Annotated in this window: 24 protein-coding genes and 1 pseudogene; 17 read left to right on the top strand and 8 right to left on the bottom strand. The window is 69.5% G+C overall.

The annotated features are described in order from the left end of the window. The first annotated feature begins 104 nt into the window (after positions 1 to 104). The 3 genes from ABGB17_RS03500 to ABGB17_RS03510 all read left to right on the top strand — a co-directional run bounded on the left by ABGB17_RS03500 (position 105) and on the right by ABGB17_RS03510 (position 5,815). The gene (locus ABGB17_RS03500; RefSeq protein WP_347626230.1) at positions 105 to 3,578 is read left to right on the top strand and encodes an NB-ARC domain-containing protein; all 3,474 of its coding nucleotides are present in this window, start codon (positions 105 to 107) and stop codon (positions 3,576 to 3,578) included. Positions 3,579 to 3,908: 330 nt separating this feature from the next. Beyond that, positions 3,909 to 5,162 (top strand): hypothetical protein, encoded by a 1,254-nt coding sequence (locus tag ABGB17_RS03505; protein ID WP_347626231.1) that lies wholly within the window; start codon positions 3,909 to 3,911, stop codon positions 5,160 to 5,162. A gap of 113 nt (positions 5,163 to 5,275) precedes the next feature. Further along, positions 5,276 to 5,815, top strand: coding sequence for an NUDIX hydrolase (locus ABGB17_RS03510; protein ID WP_347626233.1), 540 nt, complete (start codon positions 5,276 to 5,278; stop codon positions 5,813 to 5,815). A 65-nt stretch (positions 5,816 to 5,880) separates the two neighbouring features. Here the strand turns inward: ABGB17_RS03510 and ABGB17_RS03515 are convergent, their stop codons facing one another. Beyond that, on the bottom strand, positions 5,881 to 6,900 hold the full coding sequence (locus ABGB17_RS03515; protein WP_347626234.1) for a permease-like cell division protein FtsX: 1,020 nt from the start codon (positions 6,898 to 6,900) through the stop codon (positions 5,881 to 5,883). Here ABGB17_RS03515 and ABGB17_RS03520 point away from each other — a divergent pair. After that, positions 6,883 to 7,230 (top strand): hypothetical protein, encoded by a 348-nt coding sequence (locus ABGB17_RS03520; protein ID WP_347626235.1) that lies wholly within the window; start codon positions 6,883 to 6,885, stop codon positions 7,228 to 7,230. The genes ABGB17_RS03515 and ABGB17_RS03520 overlap by 18 nt on opposite strands. Positions 7,231 to 7,237: 7 nt before the next feature. Here ABGB17_RS03520 and ABGB17_RS03525 read toward each other — a convergent pair whose 3' ends face one another. Further along, entirely contained in the window at positions 7,238 to 8,077 is an 840-nt protein-coding gene (locus ABGB17_RS03525) for a PaaX family transcriptional regulator C-terminal domain-containing protein (protein ID WP_347626236.1), read from the bottom strand. 303 nt (positions 8,078 to 8,380) lie between these two features. Between ABGB17_RS03525 and ABGB17_RS03530 the strand changes: the two genes are divergently transcribed. The 5 genes from ABGB17_RS03530 to ABGB17_RS03550 are packed head-to-tail and all read left to right on the top strand — an operon-like array spanning position 8,381 to position 13,577. Continuing rightward, on the top strand, positions 8,381 to 9,673 hold the full coding sequence (locus ABGB17_RS03530; RefSeq protein ID WP_347626237.1) for an MFS transporter: 1,293 nt from the start codon (positions 8,381 to 8,383) through the stop codon (positions 9,671 to 9,673). 58 nt (positions 9,674 to 9,731) lie between these two features. Then, entirely contained in the window at positions 9,732 to 11,291 is a 1,560-nt protein-coding gene (locus ABGB17_RS03535) for a long-chain fatty acid--CoA ligase (protein ID WP_347626238.1), read from the top strand. After that, entirely contained in the window at positions 11,288 to 12,355 is a 1,068-nt protein-coding gene (locus ABGB17_RS03540) for an aromatic ring-hydroxylating dioxygenase subunit alpha (RefSeq protein ID WP_347626239.1), read from the top strand. The genes ABGB17_RS03535 and ABGB17_RS03540 overlap by 4 nt, the downstream gene beginning before the upstream one ends. Next, positions 12,352 to 12,567, top strand: a complete 216-nt coding sequence (locus ABGB17_RS03545) for a hypothetical protein (RefSeq protein ID WP_347626240.1) — start codon at positions 12,352 to 12,354, stop codon at positions 12,565 to 12,567. Before ABGB17_RS03540 ends, ABGB17_RS03545 begins: the two co-directional genes overlap by 4 nt. 53 nt (positions 12,568 to 12,620) lie before the next feature. Further along, a complete protein-coding gene (locus ABGB17_RS03550) occupies positions 12,621 to 13,577 on the top strand; it encodes a PDR/VanB family oxidoreductase (RefSeq protein WP_347626241.1) in 957 nt (318 codons plus the stop codon). Between the two features lie 44 nt (positions 13,578 to 13,621). On the opposite strand, the gene ABGB17_RS03555 is transcribed toward ABGB17_RS03550, so the two are convergent. Continuing rightward, complete coding sequence (locus ABGB17_RS03555) at positions 13,622 to 14,047, bottom strand: DUF6010 family protein (RefSeq protein WP_347626242.1); 426 nt, start codon at positions 14,045 to 14,047, stop codon at positions 13,622 to 13,624. Positions 14,048 to 14,332: 285 nt separating this feature from the next. Between ABGB17_RS03555 and ABGB17_RS03560 the strand changes: the two genes are divergently transcribed. Next, complete coding sequence (locus ABGB17_RS03560) at positions 14,333 to 15,271, top strand: helix-turn-helix domain-containing protein (protein WP_347626243.1); 939 nt, start codon at positions 14,333 to 14,335, stop codon at positions 15,269 to 15,271. A gap of 56 nt (positions 15,272 to 15,327) precedes the next feature. Here the strand turns inward: ABGB17_RS03560 and ABGB17_RS03565 are convergent, their stop codons facing one another. After that, positions 15,328 to 15,987 carry a hypothetical protein gene (locus ABGB17_RS03565; protein ID WP_347626244.1) on the bottom strand — a complete coding sequence of 220 codons (660 nt, stop codon included), beginning with the start codon at positions 15,985 to 15,987 and terminating at the stop codon, positions 15,328 to 15,330. A 148-nt stretch (positions 15,988 to 16,135) separates the two neighbouring features. Between ABGB17_RS03565 and ABGB17_RS03570 the strand changes: the two genes are divergently transcribed. Together ABGB17_RS03570 and ABGB17_RS03575 are read left to right on the top strand one after the other, a co-directional pair. Continuing rightward, on the top strand, positions 16,136 to 16,726 hold the full coding sequence (locus ABGB17_RS03570; protein ID WP_347626327.1) for a VanZ family protein: 591 nt from the start codon (positions 16,136 to 16,138) through the stop codon (positions 16,724 to 16,726). A 179-nt stretch (positions 16,727 to 16,905) separates the two neighbouring features. Continuing rightward, positions 16,906 to 17,436 carry an RICIN domain-containing protein gene (locus ABGB17_RS03575; protein ID WP_347626245.1) on the top strand — a complete coding sequence of 177 codons (531 nt, stop codon included), beginning with the start codon at positions 16,906 to 16,908 and terminating at the stop codon, positions 17,434 to 17,436. A gap of 191 nt (positions 17,437 to 17,627) precedes the next feature. On the opposite strand, the gene ABGB17_RS03580 is transcribed toward ABGB17_RS03575, so the two are convergent. Together ABGB17_RS03580 and ABGB17_RS03585 are read right to left on the bottom strand one after the other, a co-directional pair. Further along, positions 17,628 to 17,870 (bottom strand): heavy-metal-associated domain-containing protein, encoded by a 243-nt coding sequence (locus tag ABGB17_RS03580; RefSeq protein WP_347626246.1) that lies wholly within the window; start codon positions 17,868 to 17,870, stop codon positions 17,628 to 17,630. Continuing rightward, positions 17,867 to 18,343, bottom strand: a complete 477-nt coding sequence (locus tag ABGB17_RS03585) for a nuclear transport factor 2 family protein (RefSeq protein ID WP_347626247.1) — start codon at positions 18,341 to 18,343, stop codon at positions 17,867 to 17,869. The genes ABGB17_RS03580 and ABGB17_RS03585 overlap by 4 nt, the downstream gene beginning before the upstream one ends. A gap of 87 nt (positions 18,344 to 18,430) precedes the next feature. Here ABGB17_RS03585 and ABGB17_RS03590 point away from each other — a divergent pair, with 87 nt between their 5' ends. The 3 genes from ABGB17_RS03590 (at position 18,431) to ABGB17_RS03600 (ending at position 21,940) form a co-directional block, all read left to right on the top strand. Next, positions 18,431 to 19,018, top strand: a complete 588-nt coding sequence (locus ABGB17_RS03590; RefSeq protein WP_347626248.1) for a helix-turn-helix domain-containing protein — start codon at positions 18,431 to 18,433, stop codon at positions 19,016 to 19,018. Between the two features lie 130 nt (positions 19,019 to 19,148). Further along, entirely contained in the window at positions 19,149 to 21,329 is a 2,181-nt protein-coding gene (locus ABGB17_RS03595; protein ID WP_347626249.1) for a SpoIIE family protein phosphatase, read from the top strand. A 95-nt stretch (positions 21,330 to 21,424) separates the two neighbouring features. Next, positions 21,425 to 21,940 (top strand): hypothetical protein, encoded by a 516-nt coding sequence (locus tag ABGB17_RS03600; protein WP_347626250.1) that lies wholly within the window; start codon positions 21,425 to 21,427, stop codon positions 21,938 to 21,940. Positions 21,941 to 22,135: 195 nt separating this feature from the next. On the opposite strand, the gene ABGB17_RS03605 is transcribed toward ABGB17_RS03600, so the two are convergent. Both ABGB17_RS03605 and ABGB17_RS03610 read right to left on the bottom strand, forming a co-directional pair. After that, on the bottom strand, positions 22,136 to 22,609 hold the full coding sequence (locus ABGB17_RS03605; RefSeq protein ID WP_347626251.1) for a hypothetical protein: 474 nt from the start codon (positions 22,607 to 22,609) through the stop codon (positions 22,136 to 22,138). Beyond that, a pseudogene (locus ABGB17_RS03610) lies at positions 22,606 to 23,427 on the bottom strand (transposase); the annotation flags it as partial. The pseudogene ABGB17_RS03610 and the gene ABGB17_RS03605, both read right to left, overlap by 4 nt. 139 nt (positions 23,428 to 23,566) lie before the next feature. On the opposite strand from ABGB17_RS03610, the gene ABGB17_RS03615 reads away from it, so the two are divergent. Both ABGB17_RS03615 and ABGB17_RS03620 read left to right on the top strand, forming a co-directional pair. Then, the gene (locus tag ABGB17_RS03615) at positions 23,567 to 23,872 is read left to right on the top strand and encodes a hypothetical protein (protein ID WP_347626252.1); all 306 of its coding nucleotides are present in this window, start codon (positions 23,567 to 23,569) and stop codon (positions 23,870 to 23,872) included. 458 nt (positions 23,873 to 24,330) lie between these two features. Then, positions 24,331 to 24,576, top strand: a complete 246-nt coding sequence (locus tag ABGB17_RS03620) for a cell division protein CrgA (RefSeq protein WP_347626253.1) — start codon at positions 24,331 to 24,333, stop codon at positions 24,574 to 24,576. Positions 24,577 to 24,875 lie beyond the last annotated feature (299 nt).

Raw genomic sequence — 24,875 nt, forward strand, 5'->3', positions numbered from 1 at the left:
AGAGGGTTGCGATGCTGTCACGTAGGGTCCCGACGGCCTGACAGATCGATGACGATTGGATGTTGCGAGTCCGAGATGTGCCCTCTCTGGCCGGAGGTGACGGGGTGGGACGGCAGCAGGACGGCGGGCGGTCGGCGATAGACGCGGCGCTGCTGGTCATCGGCGTGGGCTTGGTGCTGGCGGGCGTGCTCGGGCCTGAGGTGACGATCGCGGACACGCGAATCGAGTCGCTGTCATGGTGGGTGCGTGGGCCGGTGATCGCCGTGGGGGCCGTCCTCACCGGCTGGGCGGTGTGGTCGGCACGGGGGCCCACGGCGGACCTGCGCGGCGACCACGGGGTGTGGGGTGCGGCCCCCCGGGTGCCGTCGCGGCTGGTCGCGCGCCCGGATCTGGCGGAGCGGATCGTCCGCGCGGTGCGTCCCGGTGGACGGCCGGTGGCGCTCGCGGGCATGGGCGGGGTGGGCAAATCCACCTTGGCGGCGGGCATCTGGCGGATGCGGTGGCGTACGCCCGGCGAGGCGCGGAGGGTGTGGCGGCACGCGCTGGGGGAGGCGTGGCGGGTGTGGCGGCTCCGGCGGCGGTTCCGTCATGGCATGACGTGGCTGGACGCCACCCCCGGTCAGGACCCGGTGGAGTTGCTGGCCCAGGTCGGGCGGCGGCTCGGGGTGGGGGAGGCGGCGAGCTTCACCACCGTGCGCACGGGGCGTGACGTGCTTGCGGCGGCGCTGCGGCGGCGCCGGATGCTGATCGTGGTGGACAACGTGTGGGAGCCGGCACCCGTACAGGCGTTGCTGGAGCTCGGGCCGCGGTGCGGGCTCCTGTTCACCACCCGCGACAAGGACGTGGCCACCACGGTGCACGCGATCCCTGTGGCTGTGGACGCGCTGACCGGCGAGCAGGCGCTGGAACTGCTCGGGCGATGGACCGGGCGGCGGGCGCCGGAACTGCCGTCGGCGGCGCGCCGAGTGTGCGCGCGGGTGGGGAATCTTGCGCTCGGCGTGGCCATGGCGGGCGCGATGGTCGCCAAGGGCCGGTCGTTCGACGACGTGCTGGCGTTGATCGAGCAGGGCCTGGACCGGGTGGGCGCCGATCTGGATCCGCGGTACCAGTACGGGACGCTGCCGGCGGCGATCGAAGCGAGCTTGTCGGGTCTGGCAGCGGACTCGGATCGCTATGAGCAATTGGCGGTGTTCGCCGGGCGGGGGCCGTTCTCCCGCACGGCGGCCGAAAAGTTGTGGGGGCCGCGGACGTCCCCGGCGGAGGCAGGAGATCTGCTGGCCGAACTGGTCGGCCGCTCACTGCTGACCGAAGCAGGGCCGGGCTGGTACGTGGCGCACGACCTGCAGTACGAGGTGATGGTCTCCCGGCTGGGCGGCGACGCGCTCACCGCGGCGCACCAGCACCTGGTGGAGCGGTACCGGCAGGAGTACCCCGGCGGCTGGGTGCGGTCGGCCACCGATCCGTTCCTGGGGCCCCGCCTGGTGGGTCATCTGCGCGAGGCCGGGCGCGGGGACGAGGTGCGGGGGGTGCTGGCGGACGTGAGGTGGATGCAGGCACGGCTCGCGCACGGGGGACCGGCGGGCCTGCTGGCGGACTACGGGCACGTGGACGACGTGCTGAGCCGGCAGATCGCCCGGGCCCTGCGGTTGTCGGTCGACGTGGTCGCCGCCGATCCGTCGCTCCTCCCCGGTCAGATGGCCGGTCGCCTGCGCGGGCATCCCGACGAGCAGGTCGCCGCGTGGGCCCGCGCGCTCGATCGTTCAGGCCGGGGGCTGTGGCCGGTCGGGGCGGCCGCGGCGTTGACCCCGACCACGGAACCGCTTCTTCAGACCTTGACCGGGCACACCGGCTACGTGGAGGCGCTGGCGATCACTCCGGACGGCGCCACCATGGCCGGCGCCGACTACGGTGCGGTGCGGGTCTGGGACCTGGCAGGCCGGTCCGCGCCCCGTATCCTGCTCGAGGGCACCGGCATCCAGCGGGAAGTGGCGATCAGTGCCGACGGCGGCACCGTGGTCGCCCGCGGCGACGACGGTGTGGTGCGGGTCTGGGACCTCGGCGGCGGCGGCTCGCCCCGTGTGCTCTCCCGGCGCGCCGGCGGGGTGTGTTCGGTGGCGATCAGCGCGGACGGCGGCACCGTGGTCGGTGGCGGCGACGACGGTGTGGTCAGGGTGTGGGACCTGCACGGCGACGCCGGTCCCCGTACCCTGCCCGCGCAGACGGGCCCGGTGGGGGCGGTGGCGGTCACCGCGGACGGCACCACCATCGTCAGCGGCGGTGGTGGCGACGACGGCGTCGTGCGGGTGTGGGACCTGGCCCGCGGCACCGGTCATCGTGTGCTGCCCGGCCGTACCGGCATGGTGGTCTCGATGGCCATGACCGCGGACGGCGCCACCGTCGTCACCGGTGGTTGCTATGGCCTGATACAGGTGTGGGATCTGGCCGGTGACGCCGGTCCTCGAGTGTTGTCCACGAGTGCCCGTTTCGTGCATTCGGTGGCGGTCAGTGCGGACGGTGGCACCGTCGTCAGCCACGACGGTGATTCGGTGGTGGTGTGGGATCTGCCCGGCGGCGCCAGCCCCCGCGTCCTTTCCGGCCACACCGGCGCGGTGCATGCCGTGGCTGTCACCGCGGACGGCCGCACCGTCGTCAGCGGTGGCGGTGACGACGCGGTGCGGGTATGGGATGTGACCGGCGGGATCCGCCCCGGTGCCCTGTCCGCGCGTACCGGCGTGACGACCTCGGTGGCGATCAGCGCTGACGGCGGCACCGCCGTCAGCGGTGGTCACGACGTCGTGCGGGTATGGGATCCGATCGGCGGCGCCGCATCCCGTGTTCTGGCCCTGCATGTCGGTCTGGTGCTTTCGGTGGCGGTCAGTGCGGACGGCGCCACGGTCGTCGGCGGCGGCGACGACGGGGCGGTGCGGGTGTGGGATCTGGCGGGTGGCAGCCGGCCTCGTGTCCTGCCCGGGCGTGCCGGTCCGGTGCGGGCGGTGGCCGTCAGCGCGGACGGCGGCACCGCTGTCACCGGTGGTGGCCGGGTGATGCGGGTGTGGGACCTGGCCGCCGGTGACGGTCCTCGCGTCCTTTCCCGGCGTGCCGGCATGGTGCGGGCGGTGGCGATCAGCGCGGACGGCGCCACGGTCGTCAGCGGCGGCGACGACGGGGTGGTGCGGGTGTGGGATCTGGCCGCCGGTGACGGTCCTCGCGTGCTCTCCCGGCGTGTGGGCCTGGTGCGTTCGGTGGCGATCAGCGCGGACGGCACCACGGTCGCCGCAGGTGGCGACGGCCTGGTGCGGGTCTGGGACCTGGCCGGCGGCGCGGCACCCCGTACCCTGTCCGGCCACACCGGCCGCGTGAACGCGCTGGCGATCGCCGCCGACGGCGCCACCGTCGTGAGCGGCGACGCCGGCGGTCATGTCCGGGTGTGGGCACTGGACACGGCACAGGTCCGTGTCGTCGCGTCATGGGCCGGCGAGGACCCGATCGTGCACTGCAATGTCGTGCCTGGGCAGCCTCTGAGGATCGGCGTGGGCCGGCGAAACGGACCCCCGTACCTGCTGGAACTGCGCGAATGACGCTGTACCGTCTGTCCCGCGGCGATACCCGCGCCCCCCACACGGGACTGACGATCGTGATCCGAATCGCCACCGTGAACGACGCTCCCCCCGTAGGTCGCTCAAGCTCCGCACCCGGCGCCACCCGCCTCGACGAAGCGGACGGTCCGGGCGTAACAGCAACACGCCTGGTCAGAAGGAACAAGCAACTGCATGCTTGACGATCACCGTGATACGCGATTTTTTAGATGAAGCGGCCCAGCCATTTCGAGATCTTGACGCCCTAGGCGCGGCATGTTGATATCCACATAACCGTTATTTCATGCTGGTTAAGTAGGAAATGAGGTAAGCGTGAGGGTTCTCCGGCGTGCGGCCGCGATGGCCGCGCTCCTGATGGGCGCGGTCGGTATCCAGATCGTCCACGGAGGAGCGGCGCAGGCGGTCCTGCCCACCGCCGCCGTGGCGCTCGGCGACAGCTTCGTCAGTGGAGAGGGCGCGGGGGACTACCAGCCCGTGGTCGACGCCTCCGGAACGGCACAGGGCTTCCCCGGGTGGTCGGCGCCCAACAGCAACGCCTACTTCTGCCACCGGTCCGCGAACGCCTCGTTGTTCAAGGCGTCGCTTCCCGGTGTCCAGGCCCGCTTCAACCTCGCGTGCTCCGGCGGTCAGCCCGCCGACATCGCCAGCCCCTCAAGCGCCCGCCCCAGCGGCCGCACCGTCGCCTCGCAACTCGACCAGTTACGTGCCGTCGCCCAGACCCACGACATCGACGTCGTCCTCGTCGGCCTCGGCTCCAACAACACCCACTTCACCTTCGGTGACGTGGCCAGTCTGTGCGCCAACCGCTTCATCGCCGACGCCTGGACAGGCTGGTGGGAGTTCTGGGCCTACCTGAACGGCGAGGTACCGCAGGAGCCCTGCACCGTCTCTGACCTGGCCACCGACGCCGAGGTCGCCGCCGCCACCACCGAGACCACCGCGGCCCTGCGCCAGATCCTCGACACCCTCGCCCAGGTCGACGCCGACGGCGTCCACCGTGTGGTCCTGCAGACCTACACCAACCCGCTGCCGCTGGACGTCGCCACGCAGTACCGCGACGAGGACGACCGCACCGACACCCGCGACAAGTTCCGCGCCCTGGGCGCCGAGCGGTACGCCGCCGGCTGCCCGATCCACCGCGCCAGCCTCGCCCCCGGCCACGTGTTCTCCCAGAACCTCGGCTCCTTGGTCAAGAACGCCTACACCACCCTGGCGGCCGAACGCCCGGCGGCCGACCTGCGCGTACTGGACGTCCAGAAGGCCTTCGACGGCGCCCGCCTCTGCGAGAACCCCGGCAGCCCGTCAGGCACCCTCGCCACCCCGGTCCGGGTGATGGACGGCCCCTCCGGCACTCACATCACCAGCCTGTCCGGCTGGGACAAGATCGGCATCCAACGCCTGGCGAACACCTGCGTCACCTACTTCCAGACCTGCCAGGAGTCCTGGCACCCCAACGTCGCCGGCCACACCATCCTCGGCCAATGCCTGACGAGCGCCCTGACCGCCGCCCCCCGCACAACCATCACCTGCGCCCGCAACCCGGACGGCACCCTCACCATCTCCTGACCGCCCCGTCGCCCGTGAGCGACACACAGGTCGCGACGGACACAGGTGCGCTCCGTTCGATCGTCCCGCCGTCGCTCGGGACACGCGGGACAACGTGAGTAGCATGCGGCCCTATGACTGAAGTACAGCCCGTGATCCGGCAGGTCTCCTCCCGTGTCGTCTACGGCAACGCATGGATGACGGTCCGGGAGGACGCGACCGAACACCCTGACGGCTCGCCCGGCGTCTACGGGTATGTGGTCAAGCCCGACTTCGTCGTGGTCGTGCCCGAAGAGGACGACGGCTTTCACATCGTGGAGGAGTACCGGTATCCGATCGGGCGCCGCTCGTGGAGTTTCCCGCAGGGTACGGCGGAGGCGGACACCCGTCAGGACGAGGCTCGACGTGAGCTGGCGGAGGAGACCGGGCTTCGCGCCGCGCGACTGGACTTCCTGGGGCGGATGGACAATTCCCACGGACTGACCGACCAGGGGTTCCACGTGTACCTGGCGACCGGGCTCACCAGAGGCCAGGCCGATCGCGAACCCAGCGAGCAGGACATGCGCCAGCGCTGGGTACACCGCACGGAACTGGAGCAGATGATTCTCAACGGCTCGATCAGCGACTCGTGCTCCATCGCCGCCTACACACTCTGGCTGCTCCGGCACAGGTAACCGCGCCGTCGCAGCGGGCAGGTGCCCGGTGATCCCGGATCGCTGCGGAGTGCGCGGGCCGGCGACTATGCCGGGCCGATCCTCCGCACATAGTGAACACCTGGCATGTCCTTGATCGACTCACCGATGACCTCTATGGCCCGGCGGTCCGTCAGCTTGACGTAGAACGACTCGGTCATCTCTTCCAGGGAGACGAGGCGAACGGTGCCGATACCCTTATGGCCAGGTAGGTCCGGAATCTCGTAGTGCTCCTGGATTTTCGTTCGATGAGCATGGTTCTCGTAGTAGATCTTCTCCACGCCGTCGATGTTCCAGAGCCGGTCGACGATGGCCTGTTTCTGTGTCTCCGTGACGGACCGGTCATGTACGCCGGTGCACAGGAGTCCGGCAGGGTGTGAGCAGAGGTCGATGGCCACATCCGCCTTGCCTTCCCAGAAGTCGGGAGCCTTGGGGAAGACGTACCAGACTCCTGGAATGGACATCGCCTGCTCGGCGATTCGCGCGCGGTCGTCCCATCGATCTAAGGTCATGTCGAAATAGGCGGGCATGAAGGAGGTGCCGGGATAGTCGCTGTCATAAATGGTCCCCTGGAGAACTCGCGACCTCCATACATTTCTGGTCTTCTGCAGGCAGGAGGGCGCGCACGCCAGACGGGCGTTCGCGACCCCGCTTATGGCCTGTAGCGCCGCCAGCACTCCGGACGGGTTCTCCGCGGCCTCGTTCTCCGCTGGTGTACAAGCGGCTGCCGGTTGTCCGCAGAGCCCCACGGTGAAACCGTTCTGCTGCGGCCACGGGCCATCAGGGGGCGGGAGCGGCCTGCGTGACAGATCGCGAAGATGCCAGCCACCGGCCACGAACAGGCCTGACAGCACGAGAACCGCCGCACCGGCGAGCAGCGACCTGCGATGGGCGAAGGCCCACGAGCGTAACCACGAGACTCGATCAGGCTCGCCCCCGAACGACAGCTCCTCGGCGTCTGACGATTCGGTCGGCGCATTCATGCGCCCACTCTTCCGATCTTTCTTGCCGCCGGTCAACATGGAGGCGTGCCGAGTGACGAGCACCATATGTCGGTCGAGGAGCAAGCCGTCGTCCTCGCACTTCTCGCGCGAGATTTTCCCGGTGTGGACGAACTTCGGGCTCAGGTTTCTTCGGCAGTCGTCAGCGGCCGATGCTCATGCGGATGCGCGACCGTGGACCTTCGCGCGGGGAAAGGACCTCGTGCGTTCGCCTCACCGGTGCAGGACGGCATTCTGATCTCCGGCACTGTCCAGGGGCGCAACGACGGCGTCCTGCTGTTCGTCCAGGACGGTCATCTCTCGTGTCTTGAGATTTACTCCGTCGAGGATGAGCCCGCCCCGCTCCCACGGCCCGAGGATCTCGTCGTTGACGCGCCCGGCGGCCGGCCGGTGTGAAGCCCCGTCACGGCCGCGGCGGCAGGGTGTCCAGCACGCGGCCGGCCAGTTCGGCGGCCCGTGGCTCGTACTCCTCGGCGAGTGAGCGGAAGACCTGTTCGGCGCGGATCGCCGGCCAGTCCCGCGGCAGGTGCTCGGCGGGCAGGTGGGGGTCCTGGCGGACGAGTTGCAGCCAGTCGGTGTGCACCAGCAACTGGCGCGCGAGGTCGTCGGGGGCGGAGGGGACAGGCCGGGGGGTGTCCCACTGGGCGAGGAACGCCTGGTAGCGCCGTGCGATCTGCTCGATGTCGAAGGCCTTGCGGACGAGGTCGGCCGTCTCGCTCGGCTTGAACGCCTTGGCGGTCAGCACGGTCACGTGGTCGCCGAGATCCAGAGAGTCGAGGACGTCGGCCACGTCCATCGCGCCCGGCGCGATCCACAGGCCGCTCTGCAGCAGGCCGAAGCCCGCCCAGATGAGTCGGGAGCGCAGGTCGTGCCGCGCGCGGCGTTTGCTGTCGGGCAGTGAGAATCCGACGAGCGTCCAGGTGCCGTCCCAGTCGCGGTTCACCGCGCCGGTCTCCCACACCCGCCGGCGCCCGTCCTCGAGCACGTGCACCGCGTGCGGGGTGAGGCCGAAGTACACCTTCCGTCCTCGCCGGTGCCGGACCAGCATGTTCCGCTGCACCATGCGGGCGAGCGTCGATCGCACGGCTTCCTCGGAGACGCCGAGGCGGGCGAACACGTCGATGACGCTCCCCGAGTAGACGGCGGTGCCGCGGTCCAGCACGTAGACACCGAGGAAGCTGAACATGAGGGACTGCGGGCGCGCCGGCGGCAGCCGATGGTCGTCCCCGTCCCCGAAGTTCACAGCAGAAAGGGTAGACCGTCAGCCACGTTATGCAACTATCTGACCGTCGTCAGATATGTGCCCCAGGTGCGGGAGTCCGGCCGGTGCCGTGATCGACGGCACGGGCCTTGACGCGCGCCGTGCTCCTGGCCGTTTCCCATGATCATCGGTTGGTGATTCAGACGTCGTGCATTCTATTGACCGCCGCATCAAATCTGCCTAACCTCGCCCACAACGGAGCGGTGCACACTCGCTCCCCGAACGAGGAGCTCGGTGATGCCGAACCCGTCAAGCGCACCCCCTGACCCGCGTAGGCTCCGGCGCGTGGTGGCGTCCAGCTTCCTGGGCAGTGTCATCGAGTACTACGACTTCCTGCTGTACGCCACCGCCTCCGCGGTGGTCTTCAACAAGATCTTCTTCTCCTCCTTGGACCCGCTCGCGGCGACGGCGGCCAGCTTCGGCACCTTCGCCACGGGCTACCTCGCCAGGCCCCTCGGCGGTGTCGTCTTCGGCCACTACGGCGACCGCCTCGGGCGCAAGCGGATGCTCGTGGTGACGATGACCCTGATGGGCGTCGCCAGTTTCCTCATCGGCGTGCTGCCGACGTACGCGCAGATCGGCGTCCTCGCCCCTGTCGCGCTGGTCGCGCTCCGCGTTCTCCAGGGCGTCGCGGTCGGCGGCGAGTGGGGCGCCGCCGTGCTCATGTCCACCGAGCACGCGACCAGCCGCCGGGGCCTTTGGGCGAGCTTCACCAACGCCGGGGCCCCCTTCGGCATGGTGCTGTCCACCGGGGCGCTCACCGGCACCGCCGCCCTGGTCGGCGAGCAGGCGTTCCTGAGCTGGGGCTGGCGGGTGCCGTTCCTCCTGAGCGTCGTCCTGCTGGGCATCGGCCTGTTCGTCCGGCTCAAGGTCGAGGAGAGCCCTCTGTTCGAGGCCGCCAGGAAGGCCGCGGCGGACGACCCGACCCGCCAGAGGACGCCGCTGCTCGACGTGCTGCGCAACCACCCGAAGACGCTGCTGCTCGGCGTGGGTGTGGGGCTGTCCTCCTTCGTGGCCCAGGGGACGCTCACCACCTACCTGATCGCCTACGGGGTGCGAGGCGGCTTCCCCCGCCAGGCGGTGCTGAACGCTCTCACCCTCTCGTCCGCCCTCGCCGTCGTGGGCATCATCGCCTGGTCGGCGCTGTCGGACCGGGTCGGACGACGGCCCGTCGTGCTGACCGGCGCGCTGCTCATGGCGGTGTTCGCGTTCGTCCTCTTCCCGATGGTCGACAGCGGCAACGTCGCCGTGCTCACCCTCGCCCTCGTGCTGGGCCAGTCGGTCCTCCACCCGTTGATGTACGGCCCGCTCGGCGCCCTGTACTCCGAACTGTTCGCCACCCGGAGCCGCTACACCGGCGCCTCGCTCGGCTACCAGATCGCCGGTCTCGGCGCCGGCCTGGCCCCGCTGATCTTCGCCAGGATCGACCAGTCGACCGGCGGCGGGCAGACGACGACGATCTCGGTGGTCATCGCCGCCTTCTGCCTGCTGACCGTGGGCTGCGTCCTCGCGCTGCGGGAGACCAGCCGCAGCGACCTGTCCTCAGCCGCCACGCCCGCGCCGACATCCGCGGTGTGACACCGGTGCGGCGGGGCAGCCCTTCATTCCCATCTCCGACCGGCAGGGGTTACCACGGATGCGGAACGCTGGAGTGGGAGGCTGGCCCGCCCGCCGTGCCCAGATGAGCCCGGACCGCACCGCGTTCGTCTTCGCGGACCGGCAGGTCAGCTACGCCGAGGTGCACGAGCGGACGACGAGACTCGCGTCGCGGCTGCGCGACGCGGGGGTGCGCGCCGGGGACCGGGTCGCCTACCTCGGCCCCAACCACGTCGCCTTCGCCGAGACCATGTTCGCCACCCACGTGCTCGGCGGGATCTTCGTCCCGCTGAACTTCCGGCTGGCGGCGCCCGAGGTCGCCTACATGCTGGAACACTCGGGCGCCTCCGTCCTCGTCTACGCGCCCGAGTGCGCGGCGGTCGTGCGCGCGCTCCCGGCCATGCCGGCCCTCGGTACGGTCGTGGCGCTGGCGTCGCCCGCCGCCGGGGAGCCGGAGTTCGACACGTGGCTGGCGGAGGGCGACCCCACGCCGATCGACACCCCGGTGGCGCTCGACGACGTCGCGCTCATCCTCTACACGTCAGGCACCACCGGGCATCCCAAGGGAGCGATGCTCACCCACGCCAACCTGGTGTGGAACTGCTTCCACATCATGATCGGCGTGGACGTGGCCAGCAGCGAGGTGACGCTGATCAGCGCGCCGCTCTTCCACGTCGCGGCCCTCAACCAGACGCTGCTGCCGACCTTCCTCAAGGGCGGCCGCTCGGTGATCATGCCCTCCTGGGACGTGGACGCCTGCTACGACCTCATCGAGAAGCACCGCGTCACCTGGATGTTCGGGGTGACCACGATGTTCGCGGCGTTCGCGCGGTCACCGCGGTGGGCCGGCGCCGACCTGTCCTCGCTGCGCACCCTCATGTCCGGGGGAGCGGCCGTCCCGGTCGCGCTGATCCGTGCCTACCAGGAGCGGGGCCTGGTCTTCTGCCAGGGCTACGGGCTGACGGAGACCGCCCCCGGCGCGACCTTCCTGGAGGCGGGCGAGAGCGTCCGCAAGGTGGGGTCGGCGGGGGTGCCGGTGTTCTTCGCCAACGTGCGCGTGGTCCGGCCCGACCTCACCCCGGCGGTCGGCGAGCCGGGCGAGGTGCTCATCCAGGGGCCCAACGTGACCCCCGGCTACTGGCGCGCCCCTGAGGCGACCGCCGCGGCGTTCGCCGACGGGGACTGGTTGAGATCCGGCGACGTCGGCACCATCGACGACGAGGGGCACCTCTACATCGTCGACCGGGTCAAGGACATGTACATCTCCGGCGGGGAGAACGTCTACCCCGCCGAGGTCGAGAGCGTGCTCTTCGAGCATCCGGCCGTCGCCGAGGTCGCCGTGGTCGGCGTCCCCGACGAGAAGTGGGGCGAGGTCGGCAGGGCGTTCGTCGTCCCCCGTCCCGGCGCCTCCGTCACCTATGCCGACCTGCGGGAGTTTCTCCGTCCCCGTCTCGCCGGGTACAAGATCCCCCGCCATCTCGACATCGTCGACGCCCTGCCGAAGACGGGCTCAGGCAAGATCCGCAAACCCGAGCTGCGCGGCATCCCCCTGCCGGCCGGGGGATCCGTCCCGGCTCCCGACCACGAGGAGCGACCGTGATCGTCACCGAATTCGCACGCGACCAGTGGTACGTCGCCGCGTACGGCCACGAGGTGGGCAGGCGGCAACTGGGCCGCACCATCCTCAACGAGCCCGTACTGCTCTACCGCACCGAGGACGGGCGGGCCGTGGCGATGGCGGACCGCTGCGTCCACCGCCGGTTCCCGCTGTCGGAGTCACCCAGCCACCTCGTCGGCGACAGGGTGGTCTGCGGCTACCACGGCTTCACCTACGGCCCCGACGGGGTGTGCGTCGCCGTGCCCGCGCAGCAGCGTGTCCCGCGCACCGCCCGCCTGCGCACCTACCCCGTCGTGGAGCAGGACTCGTTCGTCTGGGTGTGGATCGGCGACCGGGACCCGGGGGACACACTGCCCCCGCGGGCCCCGTGGCTGGACCTGCCCGGCTACACCACGGTGTCCGGCATGGAACCGCTCAACGCGCGGTACGGCCTGCTCGTGGACAACCTCCTGGACCTGTCCCACGAGACCTACCTGCACGGCGGATACATCGGCACCCCGGAGGTGGCCGAGACCCCGATCACCACCGAGGTCGACGAGGAGGCGGGCGTCGTCTACGTCAGCAGGCACATGGACGACGCGGCCTGCCCCCCGTTCTACGCCGAGTCCACCGGCATCAAGGGCCGGATCACCCGCTGGCAGGACATCGAGTACCACCCGCCGTGCCTGTACCTGCTGCACAGCCGGGTCGCCCCCGTCGGGTCGCCCCTGCCCGCGGCCGACGGCACCGACCCGCACGCCTTCCACGTCGAGGTGGTCTACGCGATCACGCCGTCGACCGAGAACACCACCTACGACTTCTGGGCCGTGGCGCGCGACTTCGCGCTCGACGACCAGAAGGTGTCCGACTTCCTCCGGGAGAGCAACCGGACCGTGGTGCTGCAGGACGTCACCGCCCTCAACACGCTGGAACAGGTCCTCGCCCGGGAGCCGGACCGCTACCAGGAGCTGTCGGTGAACATCGACACCGGCGGCCTGGCCGCCCGGCGCCTGCTCGCCCGGATGGCCGAGGCCGGCTCCGCGCGGTCCGAGGCCGCCGTCCGATGAACACGGGCGACTCCGGCGCGCCGGCCGGTCGCACGGTCCACAGCGTCCACTGGGTGCCGGGGACCGACCGGCTGCACGCCGTCTGCTTCTGCGGGGCGGAGAGGGAGTTCGAGGACCCGGTGATCCTGTGGGACTGGCTGCTCGGCCACCCCGAGGGGCACCGGCCCCGCCCGGCACCCGACTCCCCGGCCCCCGCCGCCGTGCTCGTCTGACACATGCCGGCTCGCACCCAGCCGGCCCTCGTCCAGGAAAGGACCAGCCGCCGATGCCCGTGGAAGAACCGGAGTTCGACCTGGAGGTGGCGGAAAGGACGCTGATCGCCGAGGGCGTCGTGCTCCTGAGTCTCGTACGTCCCGGCGGTGGCCCGCTGCCCGCGTGGACGCCCGGAGCGCACGTCGACCTGCTGCTCGCCCCCGGCCTGGTCAGGCAGTACTCCCTGTGCGGCGATCCGCGCGACCCGTCCGTCTTCCGGGTGGCGGTGCTGCGGGAGGAGTCCGGGCGCGGCGGCTCCGCGCACGTGCACGACCGGCTCACCGAGGGCGACACGATCAGGGTCCGCGGCCCCCGCAACCACTTCGCCCTCGTCGACTCGGCCCGCTACCTGTTCGTCGCCGGCGGCATCGGCGTCACCCCGATCCTCCCGATGGTCGCGGAAGCGGCCGCTCGCGGCGCGGACTGGCGACTGGTGTACGGCGGCCGCACCCGCGCCTCCATGGCCTTCGCCGGCCGGCTCGCCGGCGAGCACCCCGGCCGGGTCGAGCTGTGCCCCGAGGACGAGACCGGTCTGCTCGACCTGGACTCCCTGCTCGGCACCCCCCGTCCCGACACGGTCGTCTACTGCTGCGGCCCCGAGCCGCTGCTGGTGGCTGTGGAGAAGCGGTGCGCCTCCTGGCCGGAAGGTGCGCTGCGGGTCGAGCGCTTCGTGCCCAAACCCGACACGGGCGACGCGCCGCAGGCCGCGTTCGAGGTGGAACTGGCCCAGACCGGCACGACGCTGACCGTGCCACCCGACCGCTCGATCCTGGAGGTGGTCGAGGACGCAGGCGTCGCAGTCCTGTCCTCCTGCCGCGAGGGCACCTGCGGCACCTGCGAGACGGCGGTACTGCACGGCGTCCCCGACCACCGCGACTCCCTGCTCACCGAGGAGGAACGAGCCGCCGGCGACGTCATGTTCATCTGCGTGTCCCGCGCCGTCTCCCCGCGCCTCGTCCTCGATCTCTGACCCGGCTCTCGCCTGGGCGACCGTTCCGGAGCGGCCCAGTGCGATCACGGCTGCGTCGTGGGCCGTTCGGCGCGGGACCGGACGAGACGCGCGCGGAGCAGGCCGGTGACCGAGAGGCCGCCCGAGAAGCACCACGCGGCGATCACGGGGTCGCAGATCGCGCATCCCAGGGAGGAGTGTTCCGCGAACGGGATGATCGGGTTGCCGTGCAGGTGGTGCAGCAGATCCCAGCCGGTGTGCAGCAGCCAACCGATGCCGATGAATGTCCACGACTCCAGGCCGCGGTAGGCGCAGTAGGTCATGACGGCCGTGAAGGCGAATTCCCACGGGCCGAGACCGCCGCCACTGAGGTAGGCGGCCCCGGCTCCGGCCACCATGATCGCGTTGAACCTGCGCCGGTGCGGTTCGCGGATCAGGGACATCAGGGCCACGTACCCGAGGCCGATCATGATCGGTACGACGACGCTCATCGTCGGGGTCCCTCCTGCCGGCGGCCGCGCGGCGCGGCGGAGGTACCCGCGGTGCCGTCCGCGTGGAGGAGCTCGAAGGCCGCGAGTCGGGCGATCACCTAGGCGTCCGTTTCGTTGAGAAGTGTCGGGACGTGGTCGAGGCTAACCAGCGGCGTCCCTGGGCTCCTAGTGGCAGGAATGACAGTCTCCAACGGGATATCGCCAACGGCTGTTCGCGCTCAGCGAACCATAGAAGGGCAGTAAGGATCCGTTGGCGAGAATCCGGTGCAGGCATAGGTTGTCGCCATGCACACCGTCGTCGTCCTCGTGCTGGATCAGGTGATCCCCTTCGACCTGTCCACTCCCATCGAAGTGTTCACCCGCACCCGGCTGCCCGACGGCCGTCCCGGTTACCGCGTCCGGGTCTGCGCCGAGCGACCCCGCGTGGACGCCGGCCTCTTCACCCTGTGCGCCCCGTGGGGCCTGGACGCACTCGCGGACGCGGACACGGTCATCGTCCCCGGCACCGCCGACCCCGCCAAGCCTCTGCCGCCCGCCGTCCGTGACGCGCTCTCCAGGGCCGCCGCCGACGGCACCCGGATCGCCTCCATCTGCACCGGCACCTTCGTCCTCGCCGCCGCCGGACTGCTCGGCGGGCTGCGCGCCACCACCCACTGGCTGGCCGCCGCCGAGCTCGCCACCGCCTACCCGGACATCGACGTCGACCCGGACGTGCTCTACGTCGACAACGGGCAGATCCTCACCTCGGCCGGCGCCGCGGCGGGACTGGACCTGTGCCTGCACATGATCCGCCGGGACTACGGCTCCGCCGTCGCCGCCGACGCCGCCCGGCTGTCCGTCATGCCGCTGGAACGCGAGGGCGGCCAGGCCCAGTTCATCGTGCAGCAGTACCCGCCCACCCCCCGCGGCTCGGCCGTCGAACCCCTCCTGCGCTGGATCGAGGACAACCTCGCCCGAGACCTCACCCTCGCGGACATCGCCGGCCAAGCCGGCACGAGTACCCGCACCCTGATCCGCCGCTTCCGCGAACAGACCGGCACCACACCATTGCAGTGGCTCCACCGAGCCCGTGTCCGCCAGGCCCAGCACCTGCTGGAGACCACCGACCATTCGATGGGCCGCATCGCGGCCCAGGCGGGCTTCGGCTCGCCCACCACCTTCCGCGACCGATTCAAACGGGTCGTCGGCGTCAGCCCCCACACCTACCGAAGCAGTTTCCGTTAGCGCGGAGCCGCCGGCAGGGCCACGGCGCACCCACCGCGAAACCGCCCCGCGCAGTGTTACGAGGAATCAGCAGGGCACTTGGTGTAGGGAACGTCGCCGAGATCGACGAAGCCCGGCAGGTCAACGATGCCGGAGCGGCCGCCCTGTGTGTAGTTGACGGTGAAAAAGACCGGAATCGGCTTCGGGCAGGGGACGAGGACATCGAAGGTGATCGTCAACCAGGTCGTGGCGCCCGCGGGCAGGGGATAGTCGTCGCCGGTGACCGCGGGTGACAGTTGACCGCAACCGCCCCACGTCGCGACCGCCGCGCTGAGCCCGCGGAGAGGGAGGACCGCTTGTACCTGGCGCAGGGTCATCTCGGTCGCCGACTGGTTGATGATCTCTATGCCGAGTTGCAATCGATCCTTCAGCTGGACCGAGCACCGTTTGCTTGTCCAGCCGATCGGCTCGGCTACGGCCGGGGTGGTCGGCGATGACGACGTGCCCGGCGCCGCGGTGGTGGCGCGGTGCCGGCTGCCGACCAGGTAGCCCGCGATGGCGGCCACGACGACGAGGACCAGAGCGAGACCGACCGTGATCGTGTGCGGCGGACGTGGTGGCCCATCAGGCCCCGACGCGATGACCTCCGTGTTTCCCTGCCCGAACTGAACTGACGCGCGCGTCACCTCAGGGTTCTCGGGCCCTGGATCAGGCTGGTCGGCATCCCGCGCCTTCATGGATCGATCCTAGGCCGCCGGCCCGGTGTGGACGGCGGGGAACGAGGCACCAGATCGTTCATGCCGGGCTCCGTCCCAGCGCTCGACGCGGCCCCGGCCCGGACCCCCTGGACTTCGCGGTCGGACGGAAGGAGGTAGCGTGATCATCATGGGGTGGCACGGCTGGGTCGGTACGTTCACTGGCGTGGCACTCATCACGGTGGCCGCACTGCCGCCGGCCGCGCTGGCCGTGTGGGCTCTGGCACGCCGTCGGAGCGCCGCCGGCACCACGCCGGCGTGGGCGTGGCGCACCTCTCTGGCCGAGGTCGGCATCGTCTACGGGACGGTGCCGTGGGTATGGATGATCCTGTTGCCGGGCGGCCGGGCTGACGCCGTCCCCGCCCGGGTGAGCCTGGTACCGCTGCGGGACCTGTTCACGATCCTCGGAGGCCAGCCGGTGACGGCGACAGTCCAGGTCGTCGGCAACCTGCTGGTGTTCGCGGCGCTGGGGTTCCTCGCCCCGCTGCGGTTCGCGGCGCTGGCGTCGGTACCGCGGATCCTGGCGCTCGCGGCGTGCTGCTCGGTCCTGGTCGAAGCCGCGCAGTACGTGCTGCGGTTGGACCGGGTGTCCTCTGTGGACGACGTACTGCTCAACGCCGCCGGCGCCGGTCTGGCCGCGCTGGCGTCGCGCCGCTGGTGGCACGCCACGGACGCGGCGTCGTCGGACCGGCCCCGATCGGCCCCGGTACCGGGACGCTGAGCCGCCCGCCGGCCCGCGCGTCTTCGCGATCGTGGCGGAGCCGGACGAGCCGTCACAGTTCCTCCCACTGGCCGGCATCACATGCCGACACGACGGAGTGTGCACGCAGAGTAATTGATCAAGGACTGTGGGTCATGGCATGGTGCGTGAGTCCTGATCAACTCTCCTGGGAGCCAATCATGCTTGCTCGCCGTCTGCTTGCCGTCGCCGTCATCTTCACCGCGGTGGGTGCGGTGACCACCCTGCCCGCCGCCGCCGCTCACCAGCCCGCCGATCGCACCGCCCAGGCCTGGCCCCCGATGTGCGTCGACGTCAGCAACAACCGTGGCAACGGCACCCTGATGTACCAATGGCAGTGCGACAGCAACAACACCAACCAGAAGTTCGTCATCGAGGACGGCCTCATCAAGGTGGAAGACACCATCGGCAAGAGCCAGGTGATGTGTCTGGACTCCTCCAACGGCCGCACCAACGGTACCCGGGTCTACCAGTGGCAGTGCCTGGGTAACGCCAACCAGCTCTGGGTCGTCCGGAGAGGCGCGATCATCCTCAAGTCGACCCTCAACTCCGGCAACCGCCTGTGCCTGGACGCCACCAACAACCGCGGCAACGGCATCCAGGTGTACCTGTGGCAGTGCGGCGGCAACAACACCAACCAGAAGTTCGTGATCGACAACGGCCAGCTCGCGATCAAGGACACCCTCTCCTGATCTCCGCTCGGCCGTCCGTGACCCTCGCCCCCACAGGCCCCGGTCCTGTCTTGAGAGCTCACCGCGAGCCAGGGGCCCGTGGCCGGCCCGGGAAGATCGGAACGGCCGGAGAGACAATCAAGGCCCGGGTTGGGATGTCCGCCCTGACCTGGGCCTTCGTGTGAGTGAGCATGTTTCGCCTATCGTGTCGATCACGAGGCCGTGACCGGCCGGCCGGATCCCTCCGCCCCCTCGACCAGTTCGTAGCCAGCCTCCTCGACCGCGGCGCGTACTTCGGCGATGTCGAGACTCCGGTCGCTGGTCACCGTGACACAGTCGCGTTCGACATCCACCGCCACGGCGGTGACGCCTGAGATGCGTTCGAGCTCCTCGGTGACGAAGTCCGCGCAGTGTCCGCAGGCCATCCCGGCCACGATGTGGGTACTGACGATCATGACGTCATCTGCCCACGGTCGGACGACTCCACCTGCTGTCCCGAGCCGACCTGGGTGCCCGCCCCGAGCTCGGCAGCGTCCGCGGCCTTGACCGGAACGAGCCGGGTGAGCATGTGCGCCCGGCGCATCCGCCCGTCGTCGGCGAACTGCCCGAAGAAGTGCACCTCCGTGCGGCCTTCCCGCTTCTTGGTCTGAAAGTGCAGGGTGTAGCGGGCCGCGATCCGGTCCCCGTCGGCTATCGCCTCGTGTACCTCCCAGCGGGCACTGGGCTGATGCTTGTGTGCCGGCCGGGCGTGCGCGATGAGCTTGGTCCGGTCCATCCGGGTGCCGTCGGCGATCTGGACGATGTCTGGTGTGTGGTAGCGGTCGACGATGAGCGCCACGTCCTCGCTACTGCGCACCAGGTCGTTCATGAAGGAAGTGAAGAAGTCGAGGATGAACTGCTTTGGGTCGGTGCCATCGAGTGCGTGCATGTTACCCCCGCCTGGCTGCCGTTTCTGCGCGAAACTTTACGAGCTGTAATATATGAGTCCCCCAAGAACTTTGGCAAGGTGTAAGAGATGAGTCTGCCGCCGACGCACAACCGCCGTGCCGATGCCCGCCGCAACAGGATCGCCATCCTCGACGCGGCGGTCCGGCTACTCGACGCGCAGCCGGATGCCAGCCTTGACGCCATCGCCCTCGCCGCCGGGATGACCCGACAGACCATCTACGCCCATTTCCCATCACGGGAGCACCTGATGGCGGCTGTCGTCGACCGGATCACCGAGGAAGCCGTCGCGGCGATGGACGCCGCCGAGCCGGACGTCGGACCCGCCGCGGACGCGTTGATGCGCGTCCTTCAGGCCGGCTCCCGCACCGCAGAGCGGTATCCCGCCCTTACCCGGCGAATCGGTTCCCTCCCCGTGACCCCGCAGGCCGACCAGGAACGCCACGCCCCCGTCGCCGACCGGATCAACCGGGTGATCCGGCGCGGTCAGGAGAACGGAGAGTTCGACAACCGGCTCCCGTCCGACTGGCTCGCCGCGGTCATCGTCAAGATCGGCCACGCCGCGGGCGAAGTGGCCGACGCCGGTCGGATGTCGCCCGCCGAGGCGGCCGACGCGCTGCGCACCGTCATGCTCCGGGTGCTCGCGCCCCCAGCTTGACGGCAGGACTGGAAGAACGAAGCGGCGGAGTGTGACAGACCCCGGAAGTGCCGCGTATGGCCGTGAAAGCTAGTGTGGATGCACATAAGTGGTGACTTGCCCCATTGTCGCGCTTATGCCGGGAGGTGAGGTGGCGGCCCGGAACGTCAGGACCGAGAGGCACGCCGAGCAGCCGCAGGCGGAGCAGCTCGGCGTTGTGGGGACCCTGGACGAAAGGCAGTGGAGCGCGCAGACACTGACGCTGGCCCTCCAGCAGGCGACCACGGGCCTGGGCGGCCTGGGCGCCCTCGTGCACAGGCGCGATTCCGCCACCGGTTGCCTGCGCCTGGCGGCGGCCAGCGGGCTTCTCCACGAGACCGCCGAGACATGGGCGGTTCTTCCCACCGTGCAGGACGTGGCGCCCACACGCGCCATGCGGTGTGGTGGCTACGTCTGGGTGGGCGGGGACAGCTTGGGGATCGGGGCGGGCGGCACGGCGGCACTTCCCCTCCCTGGTGCCGATGGGCCGGTCGGGGTGTTGTCCGTGCTCACGGCAGGGTCCGCCGAGCCGGACGACGAGCAGCAGTCCTTTCTCGGTGCGATAGCGGCATGGGCCGCTGCGCGCCTGGAAGGCTTGCCGGGCATGGCGCCGGGCCTCACTTCGGCGGCCGGGTCCGAGCGGACGGTCCGGATGGGCGAGCTGACCGCGGCGCTCGCCGAGGCCGTCACCACCCGGGACGTCGTGCAGGCCGTCGCGGAGCACGTCCTGCCTCCGTTCCGTGCCGACGGGCTCGTGGTCTGGCTGATCGAATGCGGCCGACTCGATGTGGTCGGCGCCGCCGGGTACCCACAGGAATTCCTCAATCTTGTCGACCGGCTCCCGCTCACCCGAACCACCCCAGTCACCGATGTGCTGGGGACCGGCACCCCCAGGTTCATCGGATCGCTCGCGGAGTACGGCCGGCGCTATCCGACGATGAAGAGCGTGGCGGAGGCGTCACCGAGGAACGCCTGGGCGTTCCTGCCCATGATCGCCTCCGGGCGGTCCATCGGCTCGTGTGTGGTGTCGTTCACCCTGGAGCGCGTCTTCAGCGACGAGGAGCGCACCCTGCTGACGGCGTTGAGCGGTCTGGTCGGCCAGGCGCTGGAACGGGCCCGGTTGTACGACGTGGAACATGCCCGCGCACAGGAACTGCAGCGCGGCCTGCTCCCCCGGGAGCTTCCCCGTCTGCCCGTCGCCTGCGCCGCCGCGCGCTACCTGCCCGCTGGCCGGGGCGAGGAGGTGGGCGGCGACTGGTACGACCTGATCCCGCTGTCCGGCGGCCGGGTCGCCATGGTGATCGGCGACGTCATGGGACACGGCATCACCGAAGCGGCCACCATGGGTAGGCTGCGCACCGCCGTACGCACCCTCGCCGACCTCGACCTGCCGCCCGACGAACTGATCGGCCACCTCAACGACCTGGTCAGCGACCTCGGTGACGACTTCTACGCCACCTGCCTGTACGCCGTCTTCGATCCCACCACCCGGACCTGCACGCTCTGCCTGGCCGGCCACCCCCCACCGGTCATCGTCCACCCCGACGGCACCGTGCTGTGCCCCCACCTGACCGCCGACCCGCCGCTCGGCGCCGCGGAACCGCCCTTCGAGATCCACGAACTGCACCTGCCCGAGGAGAGCCTGCTGGTGCTCTGCACCGACGGCCTGGTCGAATCCGCCACCCGCGACGTCGACCACGGCCTGGCCCAGCTCCGCCGGATCCTGGCCCAGGCCGTCCCCCGCATCCCCCACCTCTGGTCGGGATGCCAGGGCGACGACGTCGAGCGCCTGGAGGATCTCTGCGACACGGTCGTCTCGGCCCTGCTGCCCGCCCGTGAACAGACCGACGACGACGCCGCCTTGTTCATCGCCCACACCCGTGGCATCGCCGCCGACGACGTCGCCACCTGCGACCTCCCCGACGATCCCAGAGCAGCCGGACAGGCCCGCAAATACGTCCGCAAACAATTGGCCATCTGGGGCCTGGACGACCTGACCGTCACCACCGAACTCCTGGTCAGCGAACTCGTCGGCAACGTGATCCGCCACGCCAAGGGCCCCATGCGCCTACGCCTGCTACGCAGCCGCTTCCTGATCTGCGAGGTCTACGACGGCAGCCTCAGCACCCCCCGCATCCGCCACACCTCCTACACCGACGAAGGCGGCCGAGGCCTGCAACTGGTCGCCGCCCTCTCCCGCCGCTGGGGCGCCCGCTACCTCCACGACGGCAAGTGCCTCTGGACCGAGCAATCCCTCCCTGCTGACGACAACGCGAAACGGGCCCTCGGGTGAGATGGACTCTCTCGACGGCTGGGGACCGAGGCCGAACGAAGCCAAGCAAGAGGCTCGTGCGGGCGTGACCTTCCGGTGCCTGACATCATCGCCAGGTGTTCGACTTCGGGATCTCTGGCTACAGACCGGTGTGGCTTGATGGCCGTGTGGCTGTCACTGCCGCTCATGGTCAGAGACTGGCCATGCTGGAGGGGCGGAGGCTGACCCGTGCCCTGCTGATGTGGGATCTCGATGAGGATGAGTGGTTCTCCGACGGCCTGATCCTGCTGGATTTCGAGGGCGAACAGGTCGAGATCGTTCATCATAAGCTCGATGAGATTTCGATCACCCGGAACACCGTTGACCCGGCTCAGCCCTTGGATTGGGCCGGGCAAGGATTCCGGTTGGCGTGGCGAGAGGACGTGCCAGGCGAACTGGCTGCGTTGAGGGGGCAGCGGCTGCGCGGTGTAGAGCTTTTCGAATGGACGGGCGAGGACATGGCGCAGGGGACGGTGGCCCTCGGCTTCGTTTTCCTGAACGGCCGGGTGGCTATCTACAACGCCCTCGACGAGAACGGCATACAGTTCGGGCTTCCTGATCACCAGTACACGCGCCATATCAGCGGCTCATGATCGCATCGCTGGATCGGCGCAAGCAATCCGATCGGTCGCGCAGCCCGAGCACGGCCGCGCGCGAGAAGGGCCCTCAGGCAGCACACGCAGCGTGCGGCCGAGCACGGGGCCGCGTCGGCGGCGCGGAGCGCCGCCGCTTGATCCGGTAAGCGGGGAGATCTTGCTTACCTGGGACCTGTGGACTAAAGCGAGTGGCTACCGGCGTTGGTCGGCGAGCCGGCGGCTGGCGGCGGTGCGAACACGTCGTGTCCTTCCATCGCCGGCGAGCAGCCGTAGAGCAGCCGGTGACGTAAGGATCTGCGCAGCTGTGCGCTGGAACCAGTCGGAGGCGGCAAGAACATCCTCCGATCTCCAGGGGGCGTTGACGGCGATCGACTTGAGCAACATCCATTCGTGCAGGCGGCGAACGAGGAACTCGTGCTCTCTCACCTCGGTTGCCATGCTGTGGAACCAGTCGTCGAATCCCGAGTCGGTGAGCAACCGGTGTGCCCGTCGGTCCAGATGCCGGGCCACCGCCGATTGCGCCATCACCTCATCGGGATCGCGCAGGATCATCCGCGCCAGCTCGGCTTCGTCTTCTCGGCGGACGTCCTCCAGCTGCTGTAGGTAGCGGTCGAAGCGCTGATGCTCGTCTTCCGGCTGCCCGCCGGTGTCGCTCCAGCCGCTCACGCTGCGACTACTTCGGGGCGTTCGACGAGCTTGCCGTCGATGAAGGTTGCACCGGCGCGGACCAACGCGACGAGACGCGGAGCGTTGACCGCGGGCCGGCTGGACTGGGCGGACTCGATCAGCTTGAATGCCACAGCCAGCCCCGCGACCCGTGATCCGGGACCTTTGGTGACCTTGGTGCGGTGCCGGACCGTGGCGAAGGTCGACTCGATGGAGTTGGTCGTGCGCAGATGGACCCAGTGTTCGGCCGGGTAGTCGTCGAGGACCGGCAGTTCCTCGACGTCGCCGATGATCTTCGCGACTGCCTTGGGAAACGTGGCGCCGTAAGCGGCCTGGAAGGCTTTCACCGCCGCCAAAGCACGGTCTTTGTCCTCGGCGTTCCAGATCTCAGCCAAGGCCCTCTTCGCCCCGCCCTGGGCAGACCTCGCCCAGAAACCCAGCGCACCGTCACCGACCGCCAGCACCGGAGCGCGCATCACCCGCCCAGCGCAATCACGCAGCAGGTCCGCCCACGACTCGGTCGACTCCCGGTAGCCGTCGGATAACGCGATCAGCTCCTTGCGGCCGTCGGCGTGGACTCCGATCCTGACCAGCAGGCACAGCCGGTGCTCCTCCAAGCGAACGTTAACGTGCACGCCGTCGGCCCACAGGTAGACGTAGTCCACCTCCGACAGGTCCCGGGGCGTCCACGGCGGCAAGATGGCCGAGGAGAAACGTTTGCCCTCGCCGGTGACCGTATCGGTGCGCTTGTCGTTGACCCATGGCGCCTTGACCTCGATCGCGCCGGCCGCCGTGAGCACCTCCCGAGCCTGGTGGAACGATCACCGGGAAGGTACACCTCCTCCCGGCCGATCCACAGGTCTCAAGCATTGCCCGCCGCTCCTGAGTGACCGTGATTGACCTCTCTTCACCCTGTCCAATTGAACGCTGATTGCACGACGATCAAGATGGGACCCTATGGAGGACTACCAACAGGCGTTCATCGGACGGATGGTCGAGCGTCTCGATGCTTACGCGGCGGGTGAGGTGGCGTTGCCCAGGTTGGTGGATGATCTCCGGGGGTTGTTCGAGGTCGCCGACCCTCGGGAGTGGGCTATCCGGGATGTGTTCGAAGATCTGTGGTCGGATCTCGACGCCGAGTGTGATCTGGAGACACAGCCGTGGGCGCCATCAGGGTTGGCTGACGATACTCGCCTGCGCCGGACTATTGACGCGTTGCGCTCGTGGGCCTCGCAGATAGCGAACGGAGCACCTTCTGCATGAAGATTTGCGCCCTATAGCCGATCTGCCTGCATGGTGTGGAGCAGGTGACGGAACCGAACCCGCGCTGTCAGCTTGGGAATCGGTTACTGATCTTGGCGGCCTGACCTGCGAGAACTGCAATACAGGTGAGAGTGGGCTGCGCATCCGTGAGTCCCCGTGAATGCCCGCTGTTCCCCATCCGTTCTGGCACGCTGACGCCGTAGGCGCCCTTGACTCGGTGGCCTCAACCGGGACACTCGACCAGCGAGGAGGAGGGGCCGGATTGCAAGAGTATCACCGGTCGCTTGCTTGCCTTACACGTTCGCCCCTGCGAGGATCGATACCCGGTCTCTGAGGACAGGAGGAGGCGGCCGGCGGGATATGAAGAGGAATATCATCTGGATAGTCTCGCCGTATCGCCCTACAGGTGATCGCGCCTGAGCGGCACGCAATTCCGGCTTCTGGCAGGAGTGAAACGAGTGTCTGCCTCTTACCCTCATGAAGGCACGCGCACCCCGCGATGGCCTGCTGTGGCGATGGCCGCCTCCTGGATCATCGGCATTCTGTGGATCATCGTGTGGTACGTGGATCCCACCCTGCCGATCGTTGTCGAGCTAGGGAATTGGAACCTGCTGATCGGATTCGCGATCGTGGTTCTGGGCAGCATGGTGTTCGCGCTGATCCTGGCGGTGGCTGCGATCGTATCGGCACGTCGCCAACCCTGAAGCCGGTCATACACGGTCATAAATTCCACCAGACGATACACAGCCAACCTGCCTTCACCACCCAAGGCGGCGGCGCGCCCCTGGTCGGCGCGTGCGGCTTGGTGCGGCGGGCGGCCCGTGTTCCCGCCGTTCGGGACCGGCGCCCGCGCCGCACGGACGGGGGGTTGGGGAGCAGTGCGCGCAGCTCCGGCTGAGACGACATAGGCCCGGGTGGGGATCATGATCTCTGCCTGGGCCTTTGCTCAGTGGAGCGGGTGACGGGAATCGAACCCGCGCTGTCAGCCTGGGAAGCCTTCCAG

Origin of the sequence: Sphaerisporangium sp. B11E5, from assembly GCF_039871875.1 — a bacterium.
In the GTDB taxonomy this organism is placed as follows: domain Bacteria; phylum Actinomycetota; class Actinomycetes; order Streptosporangiales; family Streptosporangiaceae; genus Sphaerisporangium.